Origin of the sequence: Microbacterium sp. LMI12-1-1.1 (genome assembly GCF_040676455.1) — a bacterium.
Classification (GTDB): Bacteria; Actinomycetota; Actinomycetes; order Actinomycetales; family Microbacteriaceae; genus Microbacterium.
In genome coordinates this window covers 582,598-608,389 of the sequence record NZ_JBEGIA010000012.1, presented here as the reverse complement: position 1 = coordinate 608,389, position 25,792 = coordinate 582,598, and the positions used below count along the sequence as shown (strand labels likewise).

The following is a 25,792-nucleotide window of genomic DNA, read 5'->3' as shown; positions in this document are numbered from 1 at the left end:
ACGCAATCACCGACATCAGCTTTCTCCTCGCAGCCGCAGCGTGCGCGCCGCTGGCTCGTCGGGCAGTTCGAGCACGATCTCGCCGGCATCCGCATCCCATCGCACGCTCGTCGGGAGGCTGGTCGGGAAGACCGCTTCGACAACGAGCGGGCGCCCGGAGTGCCGGGCGAGGGGCACACGCACGGTGGTGGAGCCAGCCCGGCGCCAGACCGTGATCAGTTCGCCGTCGTCGTCGCGCACGCCCAGCGCCACGACGGGGTCATGCCACCCGGGCAGTCCCAGAGGCCAGAAGGGCAGCGCGGTGCGAATACGGGTTCGCGTGGTGCGATAGGCGTCGATCGCCTCCTGCACGAGCCGCATCTGCGCCTCAGACAGCAGGTCTATCCGGCCTGCGAGATGCACCCGGCCGAGCAGCGCGCTCGCGAGCGAGAAGACGATCCGCTCGTCGGACCAGGAGGGATCGGGATACGCCCACACCGCACCCTGCTCAGGTGTGACGGCGGTCGGCGCGGCTGCGGCGATCGCGGCCGTGAGCAGCGGGTCCTGATTGTCGCTCGTGGACTGCACGGGATGCACTCGCAGCGTCGCGCCGTCCATCCGCTGTCCACCGCTCGCGCAGCTTTCGATCACCAGGCCGGGATGCCGGTCCATGAGCTCGCTCACCCACTCGAGCAGCGCGCACTGGTGACCGAATGCTCCGTCACCGGGACTGTCGGCGTCGAGGTCAGTGCCCTGCGTGACGTCCATGTTGTAGTCGAACTTCAGATACCCCAGTCCGAGTTCGATGATCAGTCGCTCGACCGCCGCGTCGATGTGTGCGAGTGCGGCCGGATGGCGGAAGTCCAGCTGCAGTCGCCCCGATTCCACGACGCGCTGCCCATCGCGTTGGAAGAACGCCTCGGCCGGCAGCAGCTCGGCGATCGGGCTCGCAGCCGACACGGCTTCCGGCTCGAGCCAGAGGCCGGCTACCATGCCCGCGTCGCGGATCCGGCGCGTCATCTGATCGAGGCCGCGGGGAAATCGTCGGGAGGATGGCTGCCACGAGCCGAGGTCGTTCCACCATGCCGGGCCGTCGGTGTACCAGCCGGAGTCGATGCAGTAGACCTCGGCTCCCGCGCGGGCCGCTGCGTCGATGTAGGGCGGCAGGTTCTCGGCATTCGGGTCGCCCATGAGCGCGTTCATGAAGTCGTTGACGATCACCGGCAGGTTCTCGTGGTCCACGTGCGGGCGCCGCACCCGCCGCCGAGCCTCGGTCAGGGCACCGAAGATCTCGTCGTCGTCACCGCCCAGTACAAGCGTCGCGGGCACGGAGCTGAACCGCTCGCCTGGACCGAGCAGATGCGACCAAGCCGCGCCCTGGTCCGTCGGTCCGCTCGCCACCATATAGAGCGCGTCGCCCTGATCGCCGAGCTCCCACCGCCATGCACCGTTGTGCTCGATCTGCCATAGCAGCGACCGCCGTTCCACGCGGGATCGCAGGATGCCCATCGGCAGATGTCCGCCGGTCGACCAGCTGCCCCGCTGCCCCAGGGCGAACGACGCCCGCGAGCTGGGGATGCCCCATGTGCGCAGCCCGGTGTCGTCGAGCCCCAGCTCGGCGGGCGTCCGCCGCTGCCACATCAGCTCGCGGAACCATGTGTTGTGCGCGAAGCCGACTTCGTGATCGTGCCACCAGTGCGAGCCATCCGCTGAGATGCCGCCGATGGCGACGGACGAGACCGCGCGCAGGTGGACGGCCTCGTCGCCCGCGACGACTTCGGTCGCGCAGCGCACGACCGGAAGGTCGCGCCAGCTCGACCATCGTGCGATCACCAGGATGCCTGACATCGCGTCCCGCGCCGTCACCTCGAGGTGTGCCATGTCACCGTCGGTCCAGGTGCGGTGATCCACCGTGCGGAGACGGAGCCCGACTGCGCTCCCCATCAGCCGCTCGGAGGACGACGTGCCCGAGCCCTCGCCGCCGAGGTGAACCTCCGCGATGGGAATCGCCGCCGAGGGCGCGGCGCTGCGGCCGCCGCCGACCGCGGCGAGCCGCCGCACTTTCGGGGGGCCGTCGACGCCGAGGTCGAGGTCCAACTCCAACGCGCCCGGGCGCCATCTGATCGTCTGCGTATGCATGGCGGTGTTCCTCCGATGACCTGTGCGGCGTCGAGGCCCGGGGCGAGGCATCCGCCCCCGCCCCGGGTCGATGTCGTCAGCTGGCGTCGTTCGCCGCCTGCCATATTTCGAGGTAGCGGTCGACGCCCAGGCCCTGGAGGCCGTCCAGGTAGCCGTTCCAATCACCGTCGTTGTTCGGGTCACGCACCCCGGTGACGAACTCCGCCGTCGCGGTGGCCACGTTGCTCTCGATGTTGGTCGTGAGCGTGGCGAGTTCGCTCGCCTCTTCCGCCGGCACCCAAAGGTTCCAGTACGGGAAATTGGCGTCGGACTCCTTGCCCTCATAGAGCTCGGTCGCCTGGAAGAGCCGGCGCTCGGCTCCTTCCTCCGTGTAGATGTCCAGCGGCTGCACCTGGCAGTTGCGCCACTCGACGGTGTCGAACACCTGCGCCATCGGGCCCCAGTTGCCGTTGTAGTCCGCCTCGTTCTCCTCATCCAGCGGCAGGTCGACGAAGCAGGGCTCGAGCTCGGGATCAAGGGCGATGTCGCCTTCCTCAGGAGCCCGCCAGCCGATGTTCTCTTCGCCCATCTCGCCGAGAAGGTGACCCTCGGGGGTGAAGATGTAGTCCATCATCTCCATGATCACCTGCTGTTCCACCTCGTCGGCAGCCTTCGTGATGACGAAGGTCGCACCGGGCACGCTCGGCAACTGATAGGTGGTGATCGGCCCCTCTGCACCCTCGAGCGGCGGCAGCGGGTCGTATTGGGTGTCCCGCGCATCCTCCTGACCGATGCTCACGCCGATCCAGGGGTGGATGGCGGTGAAGCCGCCGACGATGACGCCCTCGGCCGAGTTGCCGGTGGCCTGCATGGTGTCGCCGCCCTGCGAGAACGCCGCGGGGTCGATCAGTCCTGCCGCCCACAGCCTGTTCAGGAACTTCAGACCTTCTCGCCAACCGTCCTGCATGGTCTGCATCTGCACGGTGTCACCCTCGAGCCCCAGCGAGATGGGCTGACTGGCCGCGCCGGCGCCGGTATTGAAGGAGTTCGCGATGAACGCGTTCATGATGTACGGCACGATCGACCACTGCGCGCTTCCCGTGATGGGGATCTCGTCCGCGACGCCGTTCCCGTTCGGGTCCTGCGTCTTGAAAGCTGTCATGACGTCGAAGAACTCGTCGGGTGTCGTCGGCATCGCGAGTCCGAGGTTCTCGAGCCAGACGGTGTTGATCCAGAACTTGTACGGGTAGGAGCAGTGGTAGCAGTCGTTCCACTGCGGGAGCCCCCAGATCGTCCCGTCGGGCGCGGTCGCAAGGGTCTCGAAGCCCTCTTCAGCGGCAAGGGCGTCGGCGATGTTGGGCGCGTGCTCTTCGATGAGGTCGTTCAGGGGCAGGACGACTCCTTGGTCTCCGTAGCGCTGCAGCTCGGCCTGCGTGAACTGCGATGCCCACGGAACGAGCATGTACGCCTCGGGCAGTTCGCCGCCGGCGAGGGAGATCTGCCGGGCCTCGGTCGCTGCGCCCGAGTCGTATCCCGTGGTCTGGAAGTCGATGTCGACGTCGAACTTGTCCTCCAGCAGTTTCGTGAAGGAGTTGGTGTTGAGGTCCATCTGGCCGCCCTGTTCGCCGAAGATGGTGATGACCTTCTGATCGTCTCCGGCGCTTGGGGTGCACCCGACGACTGCGGCGGTCAAAGCCGCCACTCCCGCGATGGCTGCGAGTGAGCGACGGCTGCGTCGCATCTTGTCCGACATATGTTGTCTCAACAAGGTCTTGCCTCTCTGTGATGGGGACGGGTGTGGTGCTGGATTCATGACGCGGTGCGACGTGCGGCGCGTCAGCCCTTGACGGCGCCTACGAGGATCCCTTTGTTGAAGAATCGGGCGACGAAGGGGTACACGAGCATCACCGGCACCGTGGAGATGACGATGAGCGAGTACTTGAGCAGGTCGGCGAGCTGCTGGCGTTCCAGCGCAGCGGCGGCGTCGAGACCGGGAGCGGCCTGGTTCAGGATCAGTACGTTGCGGAGCACAAGCTGGAGCGGGTACAGACTCGGGTCCCGCAGATAGAGCAGCGCGTCGAAGTACGAGTTCCATTGGAAGATCGCGTACATGAGCGCGATCACGGCGAGGAGCGGCTTGGAGAGCGGCAGGACCACTGTCCGGAGGAATCGAAGATCGCTGGCGCCGTCCAGCTGGGCCGCTTCGTAGAGCTCCTCGGGGATCGATGTGCGGAAGAACGCGACGGCGATGATGACCTGCCAGACGCCGATGGCCTGGGGGAGGATGAGCGCCCATCGCGTGTCGAGCAACCCGAGGTTCTGGACGACCAGGTAGGTCGGGATGATGCCGCCGGCGAAGAGCATCGTGAAGACCACGAAGAGCGTGATCCCGCGGCGACCCCATAGGTCGCTGCGGGAGAGCGGATATGCGATGGCGACCGTCAGCACGAGGCTGATGGCGGTTCCGGCCAGCGTGTAGATGAGCGAGTTGGTGAAGCCGGTGAGGATCGAGTTGTCGCTCAGCGCCCGCTGGTAGCCCTCGAGTGTGAAGTCGACGGGCCAGAACGTGACACGACCCGATGACACCGCCAAGGGATCGCTGAAGGAGCTCGCGACGATGTACAGCAGCGGCAGCAGAACGCACAGCAGGAACGTCGTCAGCAGGATGTACACCCCGACCATGAAGATCCGGTCGGTCGGCGACTCTTTGATGCGCCGCGGGGCCTTGACCGGTCTCGGCTTGCGCACCGGCGGCTCGGCGTCGCTGCTTCGGCGTTCGTCCAGAGTCGTGGTCACCACAGTCCGTTTCCTGTCAGTCGTTTGACGAGAGCGTTCACGGCGAGGAGCAGCACGAGGTTGATGGCCCCGTTGAACAGGCCGATCGCTGCTGCCTGGCTGAAGTCGGCGCTCAGCAAGCCGACCTTGTAGGTGTAAGTCGGGATGATTTCGGACTGAGAGATGTTCAGGCTGTTCTGGAAGAGGAACGCCTTCTCGAATCCGATCGCCATGACGTTGCCGACACCGAGCACGAGGACGATCATCGCCGTGGGCATGAGACCCGGGATGTCCACGTGGCGGATCTTCTGCCAGCGGCTGGCCCCGTCCACCCTTGCCGCCTCGTACAGGGTCGGGTCGATCCCGGCGAGCGCGGCGAGGTAGATCACGGCGGAATAGCCCATTGTCTGCCAGATGTCGCTGAGCACGTAGATGTGACGGAAGTAGTCGGGATCGCTCAGAAAGTCGATGGTGCCGAGGCCGAAGAACTGCGTGACGTGGGCCGCGAGGCCGACGCGGGGCGACAGGAACAGGATCGTCATCGACACGACCACGACCGTCGAGATGAAGTACGGCGCGTAGGTCACCATCTGAACGGTGTTCTTGAAGAACCTCAGACGCACTTCATTCAGCGCCAGGGCCAGGATGATCGGAATCGGGAAGCTTGCGAGCACCACGTATGCCGAGAGCACGAAAGTGTTGCGCAGCACAGGCCAGAAGATCGGGTTCGAGAAGAAGCGCTCGAAGTGCTTCACCCCGGCCCAGTCGCTGCCCCAAACACCGTCCACAACGTTGTAATCCTTGAACGCGATGATCGTGTTCGCCATCGGGATGTACTTGAACACGACGAAGTACGCGATCGGGATCAGGATGAGCAGGTACAGCTGCCAGTGACGCCGGAAACTGCGCCTCAGCCCGCGGAAGCCGCGTCCGCTCTCTCGGTCGCGGAGATCGCGGGTCACATCGCCGACATCGAGTCCGATGCCGCCGACCGGGGTCACCATGCGTGCTCCACCGGGCCCGCGTCACGCGGCACCTCGCGATGGAACGTGCAGCGCGGTGGTCTGGGGGACATCATCAGGGCGTTCCTTTCTGCAACGTTGCAGTCACCGGCCTCTCACGATAAACGTCTGATCATTGAGTGTCAATCTGCACCTTCGATACCGCGAGACGTGAGCGTCCTGGGTAATTGATTGAACCTTTACGGTCGGCGCGTTCGGCGCGTTCGCGTCGTGCGAGGCGTCGGTCGGGTCCCCGCATCGGTAGACTGCGTGCGTGGCAACCGGCGCCGATGACACCGCAACGGGCTCGGGCTCCCGTTCCGACCGCGTGATCGCGATCGTCAAGGAGATGATCGCGTCGGGTGAACTGCAGGCCGGCGACCGACTCCCGATCGAGAAGGAGCTCGCCGCACGGTGGGGAGTCTCGAGAGGATCTCTGCGGGAAGCCGTCCGTTCGCTCGCGGCGCTCGGTGTGCTCGAGACGAAGCAGGGTGACGGCACCTACGTCACGCAGCTCGACCCAGGTTCGCTGTTGCGCCCGCTCGAGTTCTGGGCGGGACTGCAGGAGGCGACGCAGTCTGTCGACCTGCTGGGCGTGCGCAGGGTGCTCGAGACCGAGTCCGCCGGACTCGCCGCCGTACGGCTCACCGACCGCGATCTCGACGAGCTCGAGCTGATCCTCTCGGACATCGACGTCGGGTTGGCCTCCGGCGAACTCGGCCCCGAGTCATTCATCGATGCGGATGCGGCATTCCATCAGCGGATCGCTGCCGCCAGCGGCAACGCCGCCCTCGCCGCTCTGATCGACAGCCTCATGACCCGGACGCTCCGCGGCCGCTTGTGGCGGGCGATCACCGAACGCGACTCGCTCGGTGCGGCACACGCGGAGCACCGGGCGATCCTCGCGGCGCTTCGCACGCGCGACGCCGAGCGGGCTCGCATCCGGATGGCGGCGCATCTGCTCGGCGTCGAGGTCTTCGCGGCCGAGCATCCCGTCGCTGGTGACTCGCGGGTCGAGCCGCTCAGCGAGTAGTCACCAGCAGGTCCTGCGCCTTTCGCTCGAGCCAGTACTGGCCGTCCGGGAATCGGTAGCGTTGCACAGCCTCGTCGCGGAGCTCGGCGCTGTATCCCGGTCGCGAGGGCAGTGCGTAGTGGCCGTTGGAGACGATCACCGGGTCGACGAAGTGTTCGTGGAGGTGATCGACGTACTCGGTGAGGCGCTTGTCGAGTGATCCCGACACGGCGACGTAGTCGAAGATCGAAAGGTGCTGGACGAGTTCACACAGCCCGACTCCGCCGGCGTGCGGGCAGACCGGCACGCCGAACTTGTGTGCCATGAGGTACACCGACAGGATCTCGTTGACACTGGCAAGCCGGGCGGAGTCGAGCTGGCAGAAGTCGAGAGCCTCTGCCTGGAACATCTGCTTGAAGAGCACGCGGTTCATGCCGTGCTCGCCTGTGGCGACACCGATGGGCGCGACAGCTCTGCGTATCGCCGCGTGCCCCAACACGTCGTCGGGGCTCGTGGGCTCCTCGATCCACATCGGCCGGAACTCGGCGAGTGCGTTGATCCATTCGATCGCCTGCGGCACATCCCACACCTGGTTGGCGTCGACCATGAGCTCGGCGTCCCAGCCGATCTCTTCGCGGGCAATACGAAGCCGCCGGCGGTCGTCGTCCAGGTCTGCGCCGACCTTGAGCTTGAAGTGACGGTACCCGTCGGTCACCGCCTCGCGAAGCAGTGTTCGAAGCTTTTCATCTGAGTAGCCGAGCCAGCCCGCACTGGTGGTGTAACAGGGATATCCGCCGCGCGCCTTCAACTCCTCCAGGCGCTGGTGCCGGCCAGGGGCCGCCGAACGCAGCATCGCGATGGCTTCGTCGCGGGTCAGCGCATCGGATAGGTATCGGAGATCGGCGGCATCGACCAACTGCTCGGGACTCATCTCGACCAGGAGACGCCAGAGCGGAACGCCCGCTCGTCGCGCTGCCATGTCCCAGAGCGCGTTCATCACCGCCGCCATCGCGAGGTGGACCACGCCCTTCTCCGGACCGAGCCACCGCAGCTGAGTATCAGAAGCCAGCTCTCGGTAGGTTGCGCCCAGGTCGTCGAGCAATGTGTCGACATCCCGCCCGACCAGCGGCAGCGCTCGCTGCCGTGCGGCCTCGGCACAGAGATCGTTGCCGCGACCGATCGTGAATGTGAACCCATACCCGGACAGCTCGGAGTCGGTCTCCAACGCCACATAGGCCGCCGAGTAGTCGCCGTCCTTGTTCATGGCGTCGGAACCGTCAGCGTCGAGCGAGGTGGGAAAGCGCACATCGTGGACGCGGACATTGGTGATGATCGGCATCAATCATCCCTTCGTGGCGGTGTTGGTAACTCCAGGTCATTTGATCTATCGGCCAGAATTGAGAAGCCGAGTTGCTCGCAGAGGTCACCGCGAGGCGACCTCAGTAGGACCGCATCGCGCCGAGGAAGCCCCGACAGGCCATACGATGCGCCGAGTCCTCGTGGAGACGCGGACGCATCGCTCGAAGAATGTGACTTCAACGGCCAGTCCTAAAGATCTGATCTTTACACATGCTAGCCGCGATGCTAGCGTGACGGCGAACCGAGAGGCAGCAGTTCCAGATGCAGCGAGTGCTCTTCCCCCACTCGTGGGAGTTCCGAGAGCGGTATTCCGCCGGTCATACCGAGTTCGAGTCGGTCGTGCTCCCGCATGATGCGGTGTTGGGTTCGAGTCGACTCGACGACCCGGCCCTCCAGGCCACCGGGTACTTCCCGGGCGGCGACTGGGTGTACCGCGCGAGGCTCCCGGCACCAGCGCACTGGCGGGACCGTCATGTGATGCTCGAATTCGAATCCGTCTACCGGTCGGCCGCCGTCTTCGTGAACGGCGACCTCGCGATTCGGCGACCGTCGGGAACCTCCACCATCACCGTTGAACTCGACCGGTACCTGCGTTACGGCGGCGACAACGAGATCATCGTCGAGGCGCGTGCCCACCGGGATGCGAGGTGGTACACCGGGGGCGGCATCGTCCGGCCGGTCCACCTGGCAATCGCGCCCCGCGTCCATGTCCCACTCGATGGCATCGTCGTGACGACCCCCGAGCATGACGCCGAGGCTTCGGTCGTACAGGTCGTGACCACGGTGCGAAACCTCGAGACGATGCCAGCCGTGCGGCGGCTCGAGACGAGCATCGTGGATCCCTCAGGCGAGGTCGTCGGCGTCGATCGCACGAGGGTGAGCGTCCCGCCCGGCGGCAGCGCCCAAGTCAGCCAGCGCATCCTGGTGATGGCCCCACGGCGGTGGTCCGTCGAAACGCCCGACCTCTACCGCGTCGACTCGAGCCTCAGCTCGGGTACCGGTGACATCGACCTCGACCGGAGCGAGGTGCAGTTCGGCATCCGGACACTTCACCTCGATGCGGCCCGCGGCCTGCGCATCAACGGCGACCCGGTCGAGTTGCGCGGCGCTTGCGTGCACGCCGACAACGGGGTGATCGGCGCCGCGACCTTCGATCGCGCGGAGGCGCGCCGGGTCGCCCGGCTCAAGTCCGCCGGTTTCAATGCAATCCGCAGCGCCCATCAACCGATGAGTCGAGCGATGCTCGATGCCTGTGATCGTCTGGGAGTGCTCGTCATGGATGAGCTCACCGACGTCTGGACCAGATCGAAGTCGCCCGACGACGGCGCGGATCAGTTCACGGACTGGTGGCAGCGAGATCTCGAGGCGATGGTGACCAAGGACCGCAACCATCCGAGTGTCATCATCTACTCGATCGGCAACGAGATCCCGGAGGCGGCAACCCGGTCAGGCTCCGACCTGTCGAGGAGCATGTCTGCCGAGGTCCGCCGCTTGGATCCGACCCGGTATGTCACGGCCGCCGTCAATGGCGCGCTGTTCGTGATGGATGCGGCCGTGGAGGTCGATCCGGAATTGCTGGGCGGGGCGCCGCTGCACCCGGTCGACGAGATCAACGCCCGCGAGTCGAGCCTCGAGGATCGGATGAGTGCGCTCGGCGTCACCGGCGCGGTGACCGCGCTCACTGAGGAGGCCTACGGTGCCCCCGATATCGCGGGAATGAACTACCTTGACTGCCGGTACGAACTGGACCGCGAGCTGTTCCCGAATCGCGTGATCGTCGGGTCTGAGACCTTCCCCACGCACATAGACCGACTCTGGGCACTCGTACGCGCCAACCCGCAGGTGATCGGCGACTTCACCTGGACGGGGTGGGACTATCTGGGTGAGCCGGGCCTCGGGCGCATGCACTACGCGGACGACCCACCGGGCGACGGCGCACTCGGCCCTTACCCCTTCTTGCTCGCGGGTTCTGGCGACATCGACATCACCGGCGAGCGTCGCCCTGCCTCGTACTACCGAGAGATCGTGTACGGCCTTCGGTCGGAGCCGTACATCGCGGTCAGGCGTCCGCACACGAGGGGTAGGACGACGAGATCGGCTCCCTGGTCGTGGACCGACTGCATCCCGTCGTGGACATGGGGAGGTGTCGGCACCGAACCGCTCGAAGTCGAGGTGTACAGCGACGCACCCGAAGTGGAACTGCTCGTCAATGGCCGCTCCCTGGGACGTCGGCCGACGGGGCCCGACCATCGGTATCGCGCACTGTTCGAGGTCGAGTACGCTCCCGGCCGCATCGAGGCACACGCCATCCGAAATGGACGGGGTGCCGAGTCTGTAGTGCTGCAGACGGCGGGGGTCGATCGGCGTCTGAGACTGACAGCCGAACATGCGGCGCTCGCCGTCGATGGTCGAGATCTGGGCTACGTCGTGATCGAGATCGGGGATGCCGACGGTGTCAGGGCCACCGATGCAGACGTCGAAGTCGAACTTCGGATCGACGGTCCTGGATCACTCCAGGGATTCGGGAGCGCGGCGATGGTCACCGAGGAATCCTTCGCCGATGCGCAGCATCGACTCCACGACGGCCGCGCGCTGGCCGTGATCCGTCCGACCTCAGGCGGACGAATCACCGTGACGGCGTCGGCTTCCGGGTACGTGTCGGCCTCGGTCGACCTCGAGGCACGCTGACCGCAACAGTGCCGGCGGAGCGAGCAGGGACGCTTGCTTGGCGTCATTCATCGTGCGGGACTCCAGAATCCGGTCGGGCCGCATGGGATCGGGGGAACTGGACGGTGACCGGCCCGGTGGAGAGATCGACCGATACGTGTTCGCCATCCGGGCCGCGAACGTCGACGACGTCCCCGTCCCGGGCAGCCGCAGAGCCCCCGGCGGCACGCAGCGTGGACACCAGGACGCCCTCGTCCCAGCGGAGGTTCTCGACGACGACGCCGCCTCTCGCCCGGACGCCGCTGATCGATCCCCGGCTCCACGAATTCGGCAGTGCGGGCAGCAACGAGATCCGATTGGGCTGCGACTGCACGAGCATCTCGATGACGACGGCCGGCAGCCCACCGCTCGCGTCGACGTTGAAGATCGCGTCGCCGTCGTGCGTCGACACGGCGTTCGAGCGCCAGAAATCGCGCGCGAGCGACTCGACGCACTGTCGCGCGGCTTCGGCATCCCCGAGCCGAGCTGCCGCGAGGCCGAGGCCCACGAGGCCGAATGCCATCTCCATGCGACCGTCGCCGGCTGACCACGGCTTCTCGTTGCGCCAGGCGAGCTTGCGCCTGATCGTCTCGAGCGCAGCCGCGCGGAGCTCGGGTGCGCTGGCTGCGTCGTCGTCCTCGTACCAGAACGGGTAGAGCTGCGAGACGTGCCGGTGCCCGATCTCCTCGGCGATCGTGGGATCGAGCCACTCAGCGAAGGTTCCTTCGTCGGTCACCAGGTAGGGCGGCAGCCGATCGGCGAATGAACGCCAAGCGTCGCGGTCGGCTTCCTCGCCCAGGATGTCGGCGATCCTGATGGCGAGACGCGCGGCATCTCGGAACGCCGCAACGTCCATCGTGGCGTCGACTCCAATGGGACTGGCGCGGTTGCCAGGGGTGTTCTCGGGGGAATACGACGGAGCGAGATGCAGGAGGCCGTCATCGCCCGGCAGGGCGACCGCGAGCGCGAAGGCCATGACGTTGCTCGCGAGCGGCCAGGCGTATTCGCGCAGAATGTCCACGTCACCGGTCGCGGTGAACTGATCCCATGCCAAGCGCAGCACCCAAGCACCGCCTGCCATCCAGTACAGGTGGGGAAAGGCGGGGGCGAAGTGGTTGCTGTTGCCGTGCGAGTCGAAACGTGCAGGGAGCAGCCAGCCAGGAGCGCCGAAGATCCGCTGCGCGTTCGCAGCGTAGTCGTCCACGTGCCGGAAGATCGCCCGCAGGTACGACGTGAGCAGCTCAGGCGTGCCCGACGCGATCAGAGATGCAACACCGCCGTGCTGCACATTGCCGTTCTGCGTCCAGTCGCCCGACCACGCCGGCCGGCGAGTTCCCTGCCAGATGCCGACGAGCGTGGGAGGCAGGACTCCGGTCGACGAGATGATCGTGTGGCGCCCGGATGCGAACGCGAGTTCGACGGCTGCAAGCAACCCCTGCGGGTCACCGGCCCTCGCCCGCTGCAGCACGTCGTCGTAGGGCACGGCGTCGTCGACGCCGCTGCTCAAGTCGAGCGAGCACGCCTCGAACAGGGACGCGTGCGTGTCGGCCGCGGCGACCTCGGCCTCGGCGATGCCGCCGAACAATTCGACTCGGATGGGGAGTCGGACGGTCCGCCCGGCGGTCAGACGCAGACGCACGGCGCCCGATTCCGGCTCGGCGTCGATGCCGGCGGGCAGGTCGACGATCAGCCTCGCGTGCCTCGGCGGCCATGGGCTCGGCGGGTTCTCGCGCACGAACGGTGACAGATTGCCTTCGGCGACCTTGACATCGAGGGTCATGCGAGAGCCGTCGATGGTCGGGACGGCCGGTTCGAGGAAGACGCCGTAGTCCGTCGACGGATATTCACCGGGGTCGCGAGGCGCCTCACCGAAGTCCAGTGCCAGCACGCCGCTGTGGTCGTGATCGGACCAGAGCTCGATCGACATCCCGCCTGTTGCCCGGTCCGGGATCAGTGCGATGCCGCTGCCGACACCTGGGCCATCGGTCCACTCGACTTCAACCCTGCCGGTGGTGAAGTCCCCGATCCTCCGGTACTGCCCGTCCTCGACGGGAGTGTCGGGACTCCACGTGAGTTCGGCGATCGGCACGAACGGATCCGTCCAGATCATGGAGCCGTCGTAGCCGTCGTCGCGCGCGAGACGCTGGGTGATCGCGGTCGCAGCCTCGGCATCGCCGGCGAGGGCGGCCGCCCGCACCTCGGCGATCGCCGGTTCGATGCGCGGTGCCGCTTTCGCGGAGTTCACCGGCAGGAAGAACTCCTCGTGGCACACGTGGATCGAGTGGCGCGTCGGTGTGCCGGACAGCACCGCTCCGAGAGAACCCGTGCCCGCGATGAGTCCGTGCTCCCAGTCGATGCCCGCGGACGAACTCCAGAAGCCGGTTCGGATGGTCACGCTGACTCCGCTTCTCGATCGTTGGTCCCCGCCGTCGGGGCATTTGTCTTGCATCCGCCATCGTAGCGCCGAATCATCCAATGAATGGTCGCACTCTCACGAACGATCCGACCACTTGACCCGTCCATGCCGATCCTGCTGACGGTGACAGCCTGAACCGAGCGGATGCTTCGTCCGCAGGTCCCGTTCGCGGTAGGGTGTATTCATCTTACCTTTATGACTCCTCGGGGGATCCTGCAGGATGGCCCGAGCCGCTCGCACGCGATTATCAAAATAGTTGAGGATAGATGATGACCACGCCGGAGTGGAACGACCCTGCAGCCTACGAATGGGGCACCGAGCCCACGCACGCCTCTCTCATGCCCTACGAGACGCTGGACGAGGCGATGCGCGCGGATCGCCGCGATTCGCCCTACCGGCTCAGCCTCGATGGGGAATGGAAGTTCCACTGGTCCTCGAATCCCGCGTCGCGTCTGCTCGACTTCGCCGGCGAAGACGTCGACGACTCGGGATGGGCGACCATCCCGGTTCCCTCGAGCTGGCAGCTGCACGGCTACGACTTCCCCATCGGGGTGAACCTCACCCTCCCGTGGACCGGCGCGAACGGGAATCATGAGCAGCCCGATCCCACTGGCGCTTACCCGCACGCGCCCACCCTCTACAACCCGGTCGGTCAGTACCGCACCATGTTCGACCTGCCCGACAGCTGGGAGAATCGCCGTTCCTTTCTCCAGTTCGATGGCGTCGAATCGGCTTATTTCGTGTGGGTGAACGGACAGCGGGTCGGATACCGCGAGGACAGCTATACTTCCGGCGAGTTCGATGTCACGGCCCACCTGCGCCCGGGCCGCAACCTCGTTGCGGTGGAGGTGTACCGATGGTGCACGGGCTCGTACCTGGAGAACCAGGACAATGTGCGGCTCTCGGGCATCTTCCGCAGCGTCTCCCTTATCTCGAGGGCGCAGGTTCTTATCCGGGACTTCACCGTCCGCACCCACCTGGACGATTCCCTCCAGAACGCGCGGCTCGAAGTCGCGGCCGATGTCCGTGGCTACGGCGCCGAGAGCGGCGCCCGCGATCACAGCGTGCGGGCGCGGCTCTTCGACGGCGTCACCTCCGGTGCTCGCGAGCTGTGGGCGGATGCCGCCGCGGTGGCTGCCGCCGCTGGCGGTGACGCGTCGGCCAGTCTCTCGGGATCAGTGCCGCAGCCGCGGTTGTGGTCGGCGGAGCACCCCGAGCTCTACACACTGGTTCTGGAACTCCTCGACCGCGACGGATCAGTCCGTGAACGCGTCTCCACGCGGGTCGGATTCCGGCGAGTCGAGATCATCGACGGAGTTCTCCGCCTCAACGGACAGGTGATCTCGATTCGCGGGGTGAACCGGCACGAGTGGAATCCACGGACCGGCCGCACCCTGACCACGGCGGACATGATCGCGGACATCCGGCTGATGAAGCAGAACAACATCAACGCCGTACGCACTTCGCACTACCCGAACGACCCCCGCTGGTACGACCTCGCCGATTCGTATGGCCTCTACGTGTTCGACGAGGCGAACAACGAGACACACATCAATCGCGTCGACGCAGCCGGAAGCCCCAACATCCCAGGCGACCGCCCGGAGTTGCGGCAGCCGCTGTTGTGGCGCATGCGCAATATGGTCGACCGCGATAAGAACCATCCCAGTGTGATCGTGTGGTCCACGGGAAACGAGTCGGGAGTCGGTTCCAACCTGCAGGCCATGTACGAGTGGGCGAAGCGGCACGATCCGAGTCGACCCGTCAGCTACCAGGATCCGAACGGCTCTGGCTCTGCCGTTGTGCCGACGGAGTTGTCCGACTTCGACGGGGACTTCTACCCACCCGTCGAGCAACTGCTCGCCCGAGCCCAGCGGGACCCGCGGCCGTATCTGCTCATCGAGTATGCCTTCGGGCAAGGCAACTCATCCGGTTACCTCGACGAATATTGGGCCATCATCCGAGCGAATCCCGAACTGCTGCAGGGCGGATTCCTGTGGGACTGGGCGGACAAGGGACTCTCCTGGCCCGTCCCCGGGCGCCCGGGGGAGGAGTTCTTCTCGTATGGCGGCGACTGGGGTGACGATCCCAACGAGGAAAGCGCCCACATGAGTGGCTTGGTGCTCTCGGACCGCACACCCACCGCGAAGCTTGCCGAAGCGAAGATCGCGTATCAACCCATCACCGTCACCATGGCGGACGCCTCCCGTCTGACGCTGCGCATCTCCAACGAGCACCTGTTCACCAGCCTGGACAGGCACACCCTGGAGTGGGTCCTTTCCGAGAACGGCGCTCCCCTTCAGGGAGGCGAGATACCGGGCACCGACCTGAACATCGGACCGCAAGAGAACGCTCAGATCCAGGTCCCGGTCACGCTCCCCGACGATCCTCGACCAGGCGCCGAATACCGGCTCGACGTGGTCTTCGTACTTTCGGAGGCGACCACATGGGCAGAGCGGGGACACGTCGTCGCGCGCGCACAATTCGACGTCCCGGCGGCGAACCCTCTCGACCGGCTGCCGTTGGAGACCGCGGGCCTGTCACATCTGACCGTTGCCGACAGCGCGACGTCCGTTCGCGTGGCCGGAGACCGATTCTCCGTTGAGATCTCCCGGATCACCGGCCGCCTGACGTCGCTGCAGTATGACGACCGGGAACTGCTGGTGAGTGAGCTGACGCCGAATTACTGGCGGACCCCGAACGATCCGGAACTGGCCATCCCCGACATCCGGGTGAATCGTCCCGAGCCGTCGCAGCCATGGCGGGGCGTCGGTGAGGACTGGGCCATTGAAGATGTCGAGATGAAGTCGATACCCGGTGGGGTGCGCGTCATCGTCCGAGGCACCGTCACCACAAAGGTGCCTTTCCGGCCGAGCTTTCAGATCACGACCTCATCACAGTCGATCACCTACACCGTCTACGGCAACGGCCAACTCGATGTGCTGTCGACCTTCGCCCCCGACACCGGAGCGCCCAACCCGCAGGTCATCGGCACGACTCTAACCCTCATCCCGGAGCTCAGTGCCATTCAGTGGTACGGGCGTGGGCCGCACGAATCGACAGCCGATCGTCGCACTTCTGCCTTCTTCGGGCGGTACTCCGGGTCGGTCGCCGATCAGGTCACGCGATACAGCCGCCCGCAGGACTCCGCGAACAAGGCCGACACTCGGTGGGCGGCCCTCGTCGACGACACCGGGAGCGGCGTGCTGTTCGTCGCCGGCGGCAGCATGTTCTTCAACGCTCAGCCTCACGCGCCGGCAGAGCTCGCCGACCGACGGCACTGGCACGAGGTCCCCGAGTCCCGGGGAACGGTCGTCCGCGTCGACGCCGCTCAAGAGGGGATGCACGGCGGCAACTGGGATGTGGTCACCCGACCGGACAAGTACAGCAACACCCCTGCCAAGGGACCGTTCACCCATCTGTATCGCATCCTCCCCCTCCGCGGTGACCTGGCGCCAGCTGAGCTGGCGACGGCCTTCGTCGAGACCGACCTGCCCTATTCGCCGGCGGTTCCGAGACGCACAGGTGTGTGACTTCGCCTACGGAACGTTCACGGACGGCCTCGCCCATCGGCCCCACATCACGGGGGGCGACGGGGGCGCGAGGCTCAGAGCCCGAGCTGCGTCAGGTAGTCGTTTCGGAACACCCCCCGCGGATCGAGGCGCTCGCGCAGCGCGACGAAGTCATTCCAGCGCGGATAGAGCCGCGGCATCCGCTCCTCTGCACCATGGAGCGTGAACAGCTTGCCCCAGTGCGGGCGCGCGTCGAGCGGCTCGAGGGCCTGTTCGATGAGCGGCAGCAGTAGCTCGACGCCCGGCTGATCGGGCTTCCAGGTGAAGTGGATGCCGAGCACGTCGGTGCCGTACGCCGGCGACAGCCACAGGTCGTCGCGCGCGACGGTGCGCAGCTCACACACCTGCAGCAGCGGCGCCACGGGACCGGCGAGGTCGCGCATGGTCGCGATCGCCGCGACGGCGTTGCGCCGAGGCACGAGGAACTCCGACTGCAGTTCCTCGCCGTTGGACGGCGTGAACTCGAGCTTGAAGTGCGGCAGCCGGGCATACCACTCCCCCGGCTCGCCGAGCTGGTCGGTGCAGCTCTCGGCCGAGACGTCGGGGAGCGGATGCCTCTTGCCCGAGGCCTTCGCCGCACCCAGCACGCGCTCGGGCGGGCCGCCGGGCGCGTCTGCGCGACGCTTCACCCACAGCTGGTCGACGATCTCGGGATCGCGCCAGGTGTGGAACATCGACACGCTGTAGCCGAGGCCGGTGACGGCGTCGAGATCGTCGAGCACCGCATCCAGCGGCAGACGCTCGTACACCGTCTGCGCGACCTCGAAGGCGGGGACGAGATCGAGCTCGAGCGCGGTGACGATGCCGAGCGCCCCGAGCGAGACGATGACGCCCTCGAAGTCGGCGTCGCCGCGTCGGTATGTGCGCAGCTCGCCATCCGCGGTCATGAGCTCCACGCCCGCGACGGCGGACGCGAGGGAGCCCACCGCATCGCCCGAGCCGTGGGTTCCGGTCGCGACCGCGCCGGCGAGCGAGATGTGCGGCAGCGATGCGAGATTCGCCAGCGCCCACCCCTCACGGTGCAACGCGGGGGCGACATCGCCGTACCGCATTCCCGCCGACGCCCGGACGACGCGGCGCCCGCTGTCGATGCTCATCTCGGCGGGAAGGGCGCTCGAGACGATGTGGACGCCGTCGGTGTCGGCGATCGTATTGAAGCAGTGGCGGCTGCCGAGCGCCTTGACGCGCCCGGCCGAGCCCAGCACGTCGGCGAGCTCACCGAGAGAGCCGGGCGCGACGACGTTCGCCGCGCCGTAGACCACGTTGGAGGCCCAGTTGCGCGTCATGGCCGCCGTCGGCCCGGCGATGCTCATCGCGAAGGCTCCGCGACCGGCTCGGAAGCGGGCGCCGCGGCGGGTTCCTGGCCGGACGCCGCGGCCGGCGCGTCGAACGGCGAGGGACCGAGCTCGTCGAGGAGCTCCGTCATCTTGGCGTAGGCCCGGTTGCGGTAGGCGACCAGCTCGGGGATGCGTTCCGGGTCGATGGCGCGGAAGCCGCCGCCGGTCTTCGTGCCCAGCTCGCCGCGCTCGATGCGCTCCGAGAGGATGGCCGGGGTCGCGAAGCGCTCGGGGAAGTCGCCCTGCAGCGAGGCGTAGCAGAAGGCGTAGACGTCGAGCCCGGCCATGTCGGCGATCGCGAACGGGCCAAAGAACGGCAGGCGGAAGCCGAAGGTCGAACGCACGATCGCGTCGATGTCTTCCGGTGTCGCGACCCCTTCGTCGACGAGCTGCGTGGCTTCGTGGAAGAGCGCGTACTGCAGCCGGTTCAGCACGAATCCGGTCGCGTCCCTCACGCGGGCGCCGATCTTGCCGCTGCCGGCGACGAGTACTTCGGTGGCGACGATCGCGCTCTCGGCGGTCGTGGGGTGCGGGATGAGCTCCACGCCGGGCACGAACGGCGCCGGATTCGAGAAATGCACGCCGAGGAAACGCTCGGGATTCTCGACGGCCTCGGCGAGCTTGGTGATCGAGATGGTCGAGGTGTTGCTGCCGATGACCGCAGTCGGATTCGCACGCGAGATGCGACGCAGCGTCGCGTGCTTGATCTCGATCCGCTCGGGCACCGCCTCTTCGATGAACTCGGCATCCGCCACCGCATCCTCGATGCTCTCCGCCGCCGAGATATTGGCAGTGATCAGCTCGGTCGCGCCCGCGGGGAAGAGTGCCTGCTCTTCGAACTCGGAGGTCTCGATGCGGATGCGCTCCAGGTTGGAGGCGGCGATCTCGGCGGTGACGTCCGAGATCACGACATCGTGGCCGGCCAGCGCGAAGACCTGCGCCATGCCGCCACCCATGTAGCCACTGCCGACGACGGCGATCCGGGTCATGAGCTTGCCTCCGTGTTCTGGTCAGGGGTCTGGTGTTCCGCGGCGTTCTGGTCGGCTGCGCCGCGGTCGTACGACTCGATGGCGGCGACCTTCGACGCCGACGAAGACGCGGGGTCGAACCGGTAGCCGAGCCACTCCGAGACGAGCCGCTTGGCCAGCTCGAGGCCGATGACGCGCTGCCCCATCGTGAGCACCTGGGCGTTGTTGCTCAGCACCGAGCGCTCCACGGAGTAGCTGTCGTGCGCGGTGACGGCACGGATGCCGGGGACCTTGTTGGCCGAGATCGCCACCCCGAGCCCCGTGCCGCAGACGAGCAGCGCCCGGTCGGCGTCGCCCGCAGCCACACGTCGCGCGGCTTCGACGGCGACGTGCGGATAGTCGGTGTGCTCGTCGCCGCGGACCCCGACGTCGGAGACCGCAGCGACCCGCGGGTCGGCCTCCAGCAGGGCCTTCAGCGCCGTCTTGTACTCGTAGCCCGCATCGTCGCTTCCGACGACGATGCGCAGGGGGTCGGTCATCGAGCTTCCTTTCGCGTGGTTTCGGAGATCGCCGTGGCGATCAGCGCCAACGACGTGGCGCCGGCATCGGGGTGTCCGAGGCTCTTCTCGGCCAGCGGACGGGCGCGGCCGAGGGCCGGCCGCAACGCAGAGGTGGCAGCGGCCGCGTCGGTCGCGGCGCGGGCGGCCGCGTCGAGCGCATCGGGGAGCGCATCGCCGGCGGCGAGGCGCTCGTCGAGGGTCCGGACGAAGGGATCGAGCGCGTCGACCATTGTCTTGTCGCCCACGCGCGCGCCGCCGCGCGAGGTCACCGCGTCGAGCGCGGCCCGCGCGGCATCGGCCACAGCGGTACACGGGTCGGCGCCCTCGCGGTCGAGAGCCCTCCCGACCGCGACGAGAATCGAGCCCCACAGCGCGCCGGAGGTGCCGCCCGCGCGCTCGCTCCATGCATCGCCGGCGGCGGCGAGCATCGCGCGCAACCCGGCGTCGGGGTCCGCCGCCTCGCCGGCCGCGTCGATGCCGGTGCGCATGCCGACGCCGTGGTCGCCGTCGCCCGCGATCGCGTCGATGCGGCCGAGCTCCGCCTCGTGCTCGTGGAGGGTCGCGCGTGCCGCGTCGAGGTATCCGAGCGCCAGGGTGGCCGCCGTTTTCGACCACTCCGACGCTTCGGGCAGCTGCTCGGCCTCGCCTGCCTCGAACACCTCGTCGCCGGCGTCCGTTGCGGCCGCGACCTCGACCGAGCCCTTACGGTAGGCGGGCGTATACGCGGGCGCCGCCCACAGTGGCTCGAGCTCGTCGTCGAGCCAGAAGAGGGTGACGGATGCCCCGGCCATGTCGAGACTCGTCACGAGCTCGCCGACCTCGGGCTGCACGACGGTGACACCCGCGGCCTCGAGCAGTGCGGCGACATCGCCGTAGAGCACGAAGAGCTCCTCATACTTCACGGTGCCCAGGCCGTTGACGATCACAGCGACGCGATCGCCGTGCTGGTCGGGCACGTCGGCGAGGAGCGCGCCGACGAGCGTCGCGGCGAGCGTGGCGGAGTCGGTGCGCGGCACGTCGCGAATGCCGGGTTCGCCGTGGATGCCGAGGCCGATCGACATCATGCCGTCGGGGACGGTGAACAGCGGCTCGCCGGCTCCCGGGAAGGTGCAGCCGCCGAACGCGACGCCGAGGGTCCGCGTGCGGTGGTTCGCGAGCCGCGCGAGGCGTTCGACCTCGTCGATCGAGTCGCCGCGCTCGGCCGCAGCGCCGGCGATCTTGAAGACGACGAAGTCGCCGGCGATGCCGCGGCGCCGATCGATCTCGTCGAGCGGTGCGCTCGCGATGTCGTCGGTGCACAGCACCGTGCGGGCATCGATGCCCTCGTCGCGCAAGCGCGCCTCGGCCTCGCCGAAGTGCAGCACGTCACCGGCGTAGTTGCCGAAGCTGAACAGGACTCCTCCGCCGCGATGCGCCGCCTTCGCGACTCGATACGCCTGCCCCGCCGACGGCGACGTGAAGATGTTGCCGCATACCGCCCCGGCAGCCATGCCGACACCTACCACGCCGGCGAACGCCGGGTAGTGTCCCGAGCCGCCGCCGACGACGAGGGCGACCGACCCGCGGGCTGCGGGAACGGCACGCACCACGCCGCCATCCACGGCGCGAACGAGATCGCCGTGTGCGGCGACGAATCCGGCGAGGGCCTGGGACACGAAATCGGCGGGGTCGTTCGCGATGCGGGTCATCGTGAACCGCCCTGCGCGTGGCGAGGCTGGCGCACCCTGCTGGTCCCGAGCGCGTAGCCTTCGCGCTTGGGCAGCACGTGCCGGCGGAGGTAATCGCGGTTGTCGGCGCACACGCTCAGCCCGTCGCCGCCGTAGTTCTCGACGCAGATGACGCCCTGGAACCCGTGCTCGATCGCGTACCGGAATGCGCGGCGGTAGTCGATCAGCCCGTACTGCATGGGCGCCGGCACCGCGAAGTACTCGCCGCGCGCGGTGTCTTCATCGCGCGCGTAGTTCTTCACGTGCCAGAAGTTGGCGTACGGGAGCGTCTTCTCGACGAGCTGCCACCAGGGCTCGATCGGCTGGTGCAGTCGCACGAGATTGCCGATGTCGGGGTTCAGCCCGACATTGTCCAAGCCGATGCCTTCGACGAGGCGCACGGCCGAGTCGGCGGTTCCGAGGAACGTGTCCTCGTACATCTCGAGCGAGACCAGGATGCCGAGCTCGGCCGCGTGGCGGCCCAGCTCCTGCAGTCTGCTGACCGCGAGGTCCCAGTCGGCGGGGTCGTCGTGGTGGCCTTTGACCGTCCAGAACCACAGCTGCTCCTGCTGCTGCGGCGTCAGCGCCTGGTGCAGGCCGAACGACACGGTCTCGATGCCGAGGGCGGCCGCGGCATCCAGCGTCCTGTGGCTGTACGCGAGGTTCTCGGCGCCGTGGGCGTGGTCGATGACGCTGCAGCGGATCGCCGAGATCGACGTCGGCACGACTCCCGCATCGGACGCGACGGCGGTGAGATCGCGCAGACCCGGTTCGTCCAGGTCGGCGACGCGCAGCCATGAGTCGGTGAGGTCGACGCGGTCGAAGCCCGCGTCGGCGATCTCGGTCAGGGTGCGCTCCCATTCCTCGGGTCCGGCGGCCGCGATCGTGCGCCCGTCGGGCGTGCGGCCGGCGAAGGGCAGGGCGGCGGCCGCGATCGGCCAGTCGTCGGCGGTGAGGCCGGTCACGCGGCATCCTCCTCGGTGATCTCGACGCCGGTCACGAGCACCGGGTCTTCAACGGCACGCACAAGACCGGTGATCGTCAGGGCGGCAGGGGTGGTCACGTCGGCGAGTGAGAGGCCCGCGGTGAGGTTCACCAGGCCCGGTTCGACGATGCGCCGGCGCTCGAGTCCGGCGAACGAGAACCGGTCGGCGTGCAGTGCGAACGTGACGGATGCCGCGGCACCCGCTTCCAGCGAGACGCGGGCGAACCCGACCAGCTGCTGCACGGGCCGCGTCACCTGAGCGACCGGGTCTGCGCTATACAGCTGAACGACGGTGGCTCCGGCACGGTCACCCGTGTTGGCGATCCTCACCGTCGCTCGGACGGTGCCGTCGTTCGCGATCTCGTCGCTGTCGAGCGACACGTCGCCGAGCTCGAACGTCGTGTACGACAGACCGTGCCCGAACGGGAAGGCAGGCGCGATCGACAGGTTGCTGATGCGATCGCCGTCCTGGCCGAGCGGTGGGGCGAGGTAGGTGTGCGGCAGCGCCCCGTTGGTGCGCGGGATCTGCACCGGCAGGTGCCCGCTGGGGTTGACCGCACCCGTGAGGACGCCCGCGATGGCCGCCGCACCCTCGACACCCGGCATGAACGACTGCACGATCGCCGCGACCCGCTGGGTGTACGCGCCGAGCGCGTACGGGCGACCCGACAGCACGAGCAGCACGAGGGGCTTCCCGGTCGCGAGGAGCGCGTCGACGAGGCGGCCCTGGTCGCCGGGCAGGTCGAGGGTCGGGGCGTCGGATCCCTCCCCCGACGTGCCCTTGCCGAACATCCCCGCGCGATCGCCCACGACGGCGACGACGACGTCGCTGGCTGCTGCGGCCACGACCGCGTGCGCGATCTGCCGCTCATGCGCATGCTCGATGAGCGGACACCCCTGCTCGACGACGACCTCCGCACCGGGAAGCGCCGCGCGCAGTGCGTCGGGGATGGTCGTCGCGTCGATGCCGAGGCCCAGCTCGGGATGACGCGGCATCACGTGGATCGGGTAGGAGTACGCGCCCATCATCGCGCGGGGGTCGTCCGCGCACGGCCCGATCACGGCGATGCGCCGCGTGTCTTCGGCGAGGGGAAGGATGCCGCGGCGGTTGTCGAGGAGGACGATCGACTCCTCGGCGAGGCGGCGGGCGATCTGCCTGTTGCGTGCGCTGTCGAGGTCCACGTCGGCGGGCTCCGTCGGAGTCCAGCCGTCGTCGAGCAGGCCCACCTCGATCTTCTGCCGCAGCACCCGCCGCACCGCGGTGTCGATGTCGTCCCGCGTGCGCGCCGGGTCGGGGTCGGCCTCGGCGAGGAGGCGGTAGGCCGCGATGTCGGGCAGCTCGACGTCGATGCCCGCGTGCAGCGCCAGGCGCCCGGCATCCGCCATCGTCCCGGCCACGCCGTGCTTGGACTTGAGGAACGCGACCGCCCAGTAATCCGACACGACAGTGCCGCCGAAGCCCCACTCGCCGCGCAGCAGGTCGGTGAGGAGCCACCGATCGGCCGCCGCGGGAACCCGGTCGAGCTCGGTGTACGAATTCATCACGCTCTTCGCGCCGCCCATGCGCACCGCCATCTCGAACGGCGGCAGCACGAGGTCGCGGAGTTCCCGCTCTCCCATCGCGACCGGGGCATGGTTGCGACCGCCGCGCGAGGTGGCGTGGCCGGCGAAGTGCTTGAGGGTGGCGATGACGCCGGCGCCCTGGAGTCCCTCGACATATGCGGTGGCCAGGGTCGCGACGACGTACGGGTCTTCGCCGAGCGTCTCTTCGACGCGCCCCCAGCGGTAGTCCGTGACGACGTCGAGCACCGGCGAGAGACCGTGGTGCACGCCGACCGCGGCCATGTCGGAGCCGATCGCGTGGGCCATCTCGCGCACGAGCGGGGCATCGAACGTCGCCGCCCACGCCATCGAGGCCGGATAGACCGTCGCCCCGAGCGTCGTGAAGCCGGTCAGGCACTCCTCGTGCACGATCGCCGGGATGCCGAGACGCGTGCTCGTGATGAGGTGCTGCTGCGACTCGTGCACCTTCGCCATGCCGTCACGGGCGCTCACCGGCGTCGTGCCGAACACGCGGGTCAGATGACCGATGCCCTCGGCGGTCGCCTCGTCGAACGGCGGGCGGCCCTTCGAGAGCACGTCCTGCATGGGGGCGATGATCTGGGTCGAGTCCCGCTTGTCGGCCCAGTAGCTTCCGAGTTGCGCGAGCTTCTCGGCATCCGTCATCTCCGCCAGCAGTGCCTCGACCCGGGTGTCGATGTCGGCGGTGGGTTCTGCCCACACGCGTGCGGCCACGACGTCCGTCGGCTGTGTCATCCTCGACCTTCCGCGCATTTGTTCTCTGTAACAACAATTCTGCAGTTCAGGGTAGCGTCGTTGTACAACGTTGCCAAGTCCCGGCTCCTGGGGCTCCGCGCGACGTGCGATGGACGACGCGGGGAGGACTGCATGAAGCCGGAGCTGGTGTCGAGCGACACGGCCGGGGTGTTCCACGGCGAAGGGGCGTTCTGGGATGCCGCGACCGGCAGCATCCGGTTCGTCGACATGCTTCGCGGCGACGTGATGACCTGGGACGGAACCGCGCTGCGTCGTTCGCACCTCTCGGAGGTGACCGCGGTGATCCGCGCGCGCAGGGCCGGCGGGTACGTTGTGGCGACTGAGCGCGGCTTCGCGCTGACCGACGACCATCTCTCGATCGACCGCGAGATCGCCGTCTTCTCGGACGCGGACATCCGCATGAACGAGGGCGCGTGCGACGCCGCCGGCCGCTTCTACTGCGGGAGCATGGCGTACGACACCCGGCTGGACGGCGGGCGGGTGTACCGGCTCGACCCCGACCTGTCGGTGCGCGTGGTGCGGGAGCGCGTGACGATCCCGAACGGACTGGTCTGGACTGCGGCCGGCGATGTCGCCCTGCACGCTGACACACGCGACGGAGTGATCTGGGCGTACGACTTCGATCTCGGGGCCGGACGGTTCGGCGAGCGCCGCCCGTTCGTCCGGTTCAGCGGCACGGGCGGTATGCCGGATGGCATGTCGATCGACGAGGACGGCGGCGTCTGGGTCGCGATGTGGGGCGGCGGCGGCGTCCGCAGATACACCGCGACGGGCGCACTCGACCTCACGATCCCGCTGCCCACGGCGAACGTGACGTCGTGCGCGTTCGGGGGCGCCGACCGCCGCACCCTCTACATCACGACGTCCCGCCAGGGCCTTGCCGACCCCGAGCCCGAGGCGGGCGGGCTGTTCGCGGTCGAGACCGAGTTCACCGGCGCGCCGGTGCACGCCTTCGGCGGCTGAG

At 67.8% G+C, this 25,792-nt stretch carries 16 protein-coding genes; 4 read left to right on the top strand and 12 right to left on the bottom strand.

The window, feature by feature from the left end; genetic code table 11:
• Nucleotides 1–15: 15 nt before the first annotated feature.
• From MRBLMI12_RS11305 to MRBLMI12_RS11290, 4 genes are all read right to left on the bottom strand, one after another.
• On the bottom strand, nucleotides 16–2,118 hold the full coding sequence (locus MRBLMI12_RS11305; protein WP_363356569.1) for a glycoside hydrolase family 36 protein: 2,103 nt from the start codon (nucleotides 2,116–2,118) through the stop codon (nucleotides 16–18).
• Between the two features lie 76 nt (nucleotides 2,119–2,194).
• Nucleotides 2,195–3,799: an ABC transporter substrate-binding protein gene (locus MRBLMI12_RS11300; RefSeq protein ID WP_363356567.1), complete on the bottom strand. Its 1,605-nt coding sequence runs from the start codon at nucleotides 3,797–3,799 to the stop codon at nucleotides 2,195–2,197.
• Nucleotides 3,800–3,933: 134 nt separating this feature from the next.
• On the bottom strand, nucleotides 3,934–4,896 hold the full coding sequence (locus MRBLMI12_RS11295; RefSeq protein ID WP_363356566.1) for a carbohydrate ABC transporter permease: 963 nt from the start codon (nucleotides 4,894–4,896) through the stop codon (nucleotides 3,934–3,936).
• Nucleotides 4,890–5,876 (bottom strand): ABC transporter permease, encoded by a 987-nt coding sequence (locus MRBLMI12_RS11290; RefSeq protein ID WP_349426098.1) that lies wholly within the window; start codon nucleotides 5,874–5,876, stop codon nucleotides 4,890–4,892. Before MRBLMI12_RS11290 ends, MRBLMI12_RS11295 begins: the two co-directional genes overlap by 7 nt.
• Nucleotides 5,877–6,147: 271 nt before the next feature.
• Here MRBLMI12_RS11290 and MRBLMI12_RS11285 point away from each other — a divergent pair, with 271 nt between their 5' ends.
• Entirely contained in the window at nucleotides 6,148–6,906 is a 759-nt protein-coding gene (locus tag MRBLMI12_RS11285) for a FadR/GntR family transcriptional regulator (protein WP_363356565.1), read from the top strand.
• On the opposite strand, the gene MRBLMI12_RS11280 is transcribed toward MRBLMI12_RS11285, so the two are convergent.
• Complete coding sequence (locus tag MRBLMI12_RS11280; RefSeq protein WP_363356564.1) at nucleotides 6,896–8,224, bottom strand: enolase C-terminal domain-like protein; 1,329 nt, start codon at nucleotides 8,222–8,224, stop codon at nucleotides 6,896–6,898. The genes MRBLMI12_RS11285 and MRBLMI12_RS11280 overlap by 11 nt on opposite strands.
• A 281-nt stretch (nucleotides 8,225–8,505) precedes the next feature.
• On the opposite strand from MRBLMI12_RS11280, the gene MRBLMI12_RS11275 reads away from it, so the two are divergent.
• A complete protein-coding gene (locus tag MRBLMI12_RS11275; RefSeq protein ID WP_363356563.1) occupies nucleotides 8,506–10,932 on the top strand; it encodes a glycoside hydrolase family 2 TIM barrel-domain containing protein in 2,427 nt (808 codons plus the stop codon).
• Between the two features lie 43 nt (nucleotides 10,933–10,975).
• Here the strand turns inward: MRBLMI12_RS11275 and MRBLMI12_RS11270 are convergent, their stop codons facing one another.
• Nucleotides 10,976–13,345, bottom strand: a complete 2,370-nt coding sequence (locus MRBLMI12_RS11270; RefSeq protein WP_363356562.1) for a glycosyl hydrolase family 95 catalytic domain-containing protein — start codon at nucleotides 13,343–13,345, stop codon at nucleotides 10,976–10,978.
• 290 nt (nucleotides 13,346–13,635) lie between these two features.
• Between MRBLMI12_RS11270 and MRBLMI12_RS11265 the strand changes: the two genes are divergently transcribed.
• Nucleotides 13,636–16,896: a glycoside hydrolase family 2 TIM barrel-domain containing protein gene (locus MRBLMI12_RS11265; RefSeq protein WP_363356561.1), complete on the top strand. Its 3,261-nt coding sequence runs from the start codon at nucleotides 13,636–13,638 to the stop codon at nucleotides 16,894–16,896.
• A 74-nt stretch (nucleotides 16,897–16,970) separates the two neighbouring features.
• Here MRBLMI12_RS11265 and MRBLMI12_RS11260 read toward each other — a convergent pair whose 3' ends face one another.
• The 6 genes from MRBLMI12_RS11260 to MRBLMI12_RS11235 are packed head-to-tail and all read right to left on the bottom strand — an operon-like array spanning nucleotide 16,971 to nucleotide 24,807.
• Nucleotides 16,971–18,248 (bottom strand): D-arabinono-1,4-lactone oxidase, encoded by a 1,278-nt coding sequence (locus MRBLMI12_RS11260; protein WP_363356560.1) that lies wholly within the window; start codon nucleotides 18,246–18,248, stop codon nucleotides 16,971–16,973.
• Nucleotides 18,245–19,261, bottom strand: a complete 1,017-nt coding sequence (locus MRBLMI12_RS11255) for a 3-hydroxyacyl-CoA dehydrogenase family protein (RefSeq protein ID WP_363356559.1) — start codon at nucleotides 19,259–19,261, stop codon at nucleotides 18,245–18,247. The genes MRBLMI12_RS11260 and MRBLMI12_RS11255 overlap by 4 nt, the downstream gene beginning before the upstream one ends.
• Complete coding sequence (locus tag MRBLMI12_RS11250; RefSeq protein WP_363356558.1) at nucleotides 19,258–19,779, bottom strand: ribose-5-phosphate isomerase; 522 nt, start codon at nucleotides 19,777–19,779, stop codon at nucleotides 19,258–19,260. Before MRBLMI12_RS11250 ends, MRBLMI12_RS11255 begins: the two co-directional genes overlap by 4 nt.
• Complete coding sequence (locus MRBLMI12_RS11245; RefSeq protein ID WP_363356557.1) at nucleotides 19,776–21,488, bottom strand: dihydroxyacetone kinase family protein; 1,713 nt, start codon at nucleotides 21,486–21,488, stop codon at nucleotides 19,776–19,778. Before MRBLMI12_RS11245 ends, MRBLMI12_RS11250 begins: the two co-directional genes overlap by 4 nt.
• Entirely contained in the window at nucleotides 21,485–22,471 is a 987-nt protein-coding gene (locus tag MRBLMI12_RS11240) for a sugar phosphate isomerase/epimerase family protein (RefSeq protein WP_363356555.1), read from the bottom strand. Before MRBLMI12_RS11240 ends, MRBLMI12_RS11245 begins: the two co-directional genes overlap by 4 nt.
• Nucleotides 22,468–24,807, bottom strand: coding sequence for a glycoside hydrolase family 3 N-terminal domain-containing protein (locus MRBLMI12_RS11235; protein WP_363356554.1), 2,340 nt, complete (start codon nucleotides 24,805–24,807; stop codon nucleotides 22,468–22,470). The genes MRBLMI12_RS11240 and MRBLMI12_RS11235 overlap by 4 nt, the downstream gene beginning before the upstream one ends.
• 132 nt (nucleotides 24,808–24,939) lie before the next feature.
• Here MRBLMI12_RS11235 and MRBLMI12_RS11230 point away from each other — a divergent pair, with 132 nt between their 5' ends.
• Entirely contained in the window at nucleotides 24,940–25,791 is an 852-nt protein-coding gene (locus MRBLMI12_RS11230; RefSeq protein ID WP_363356553.1) for an SMP-30/gluconolactonase/LRE family protein, read from the top strand.
• The last annotated feature ends 1 nt before the right edge of the window (nucleotide 25,792 follow it).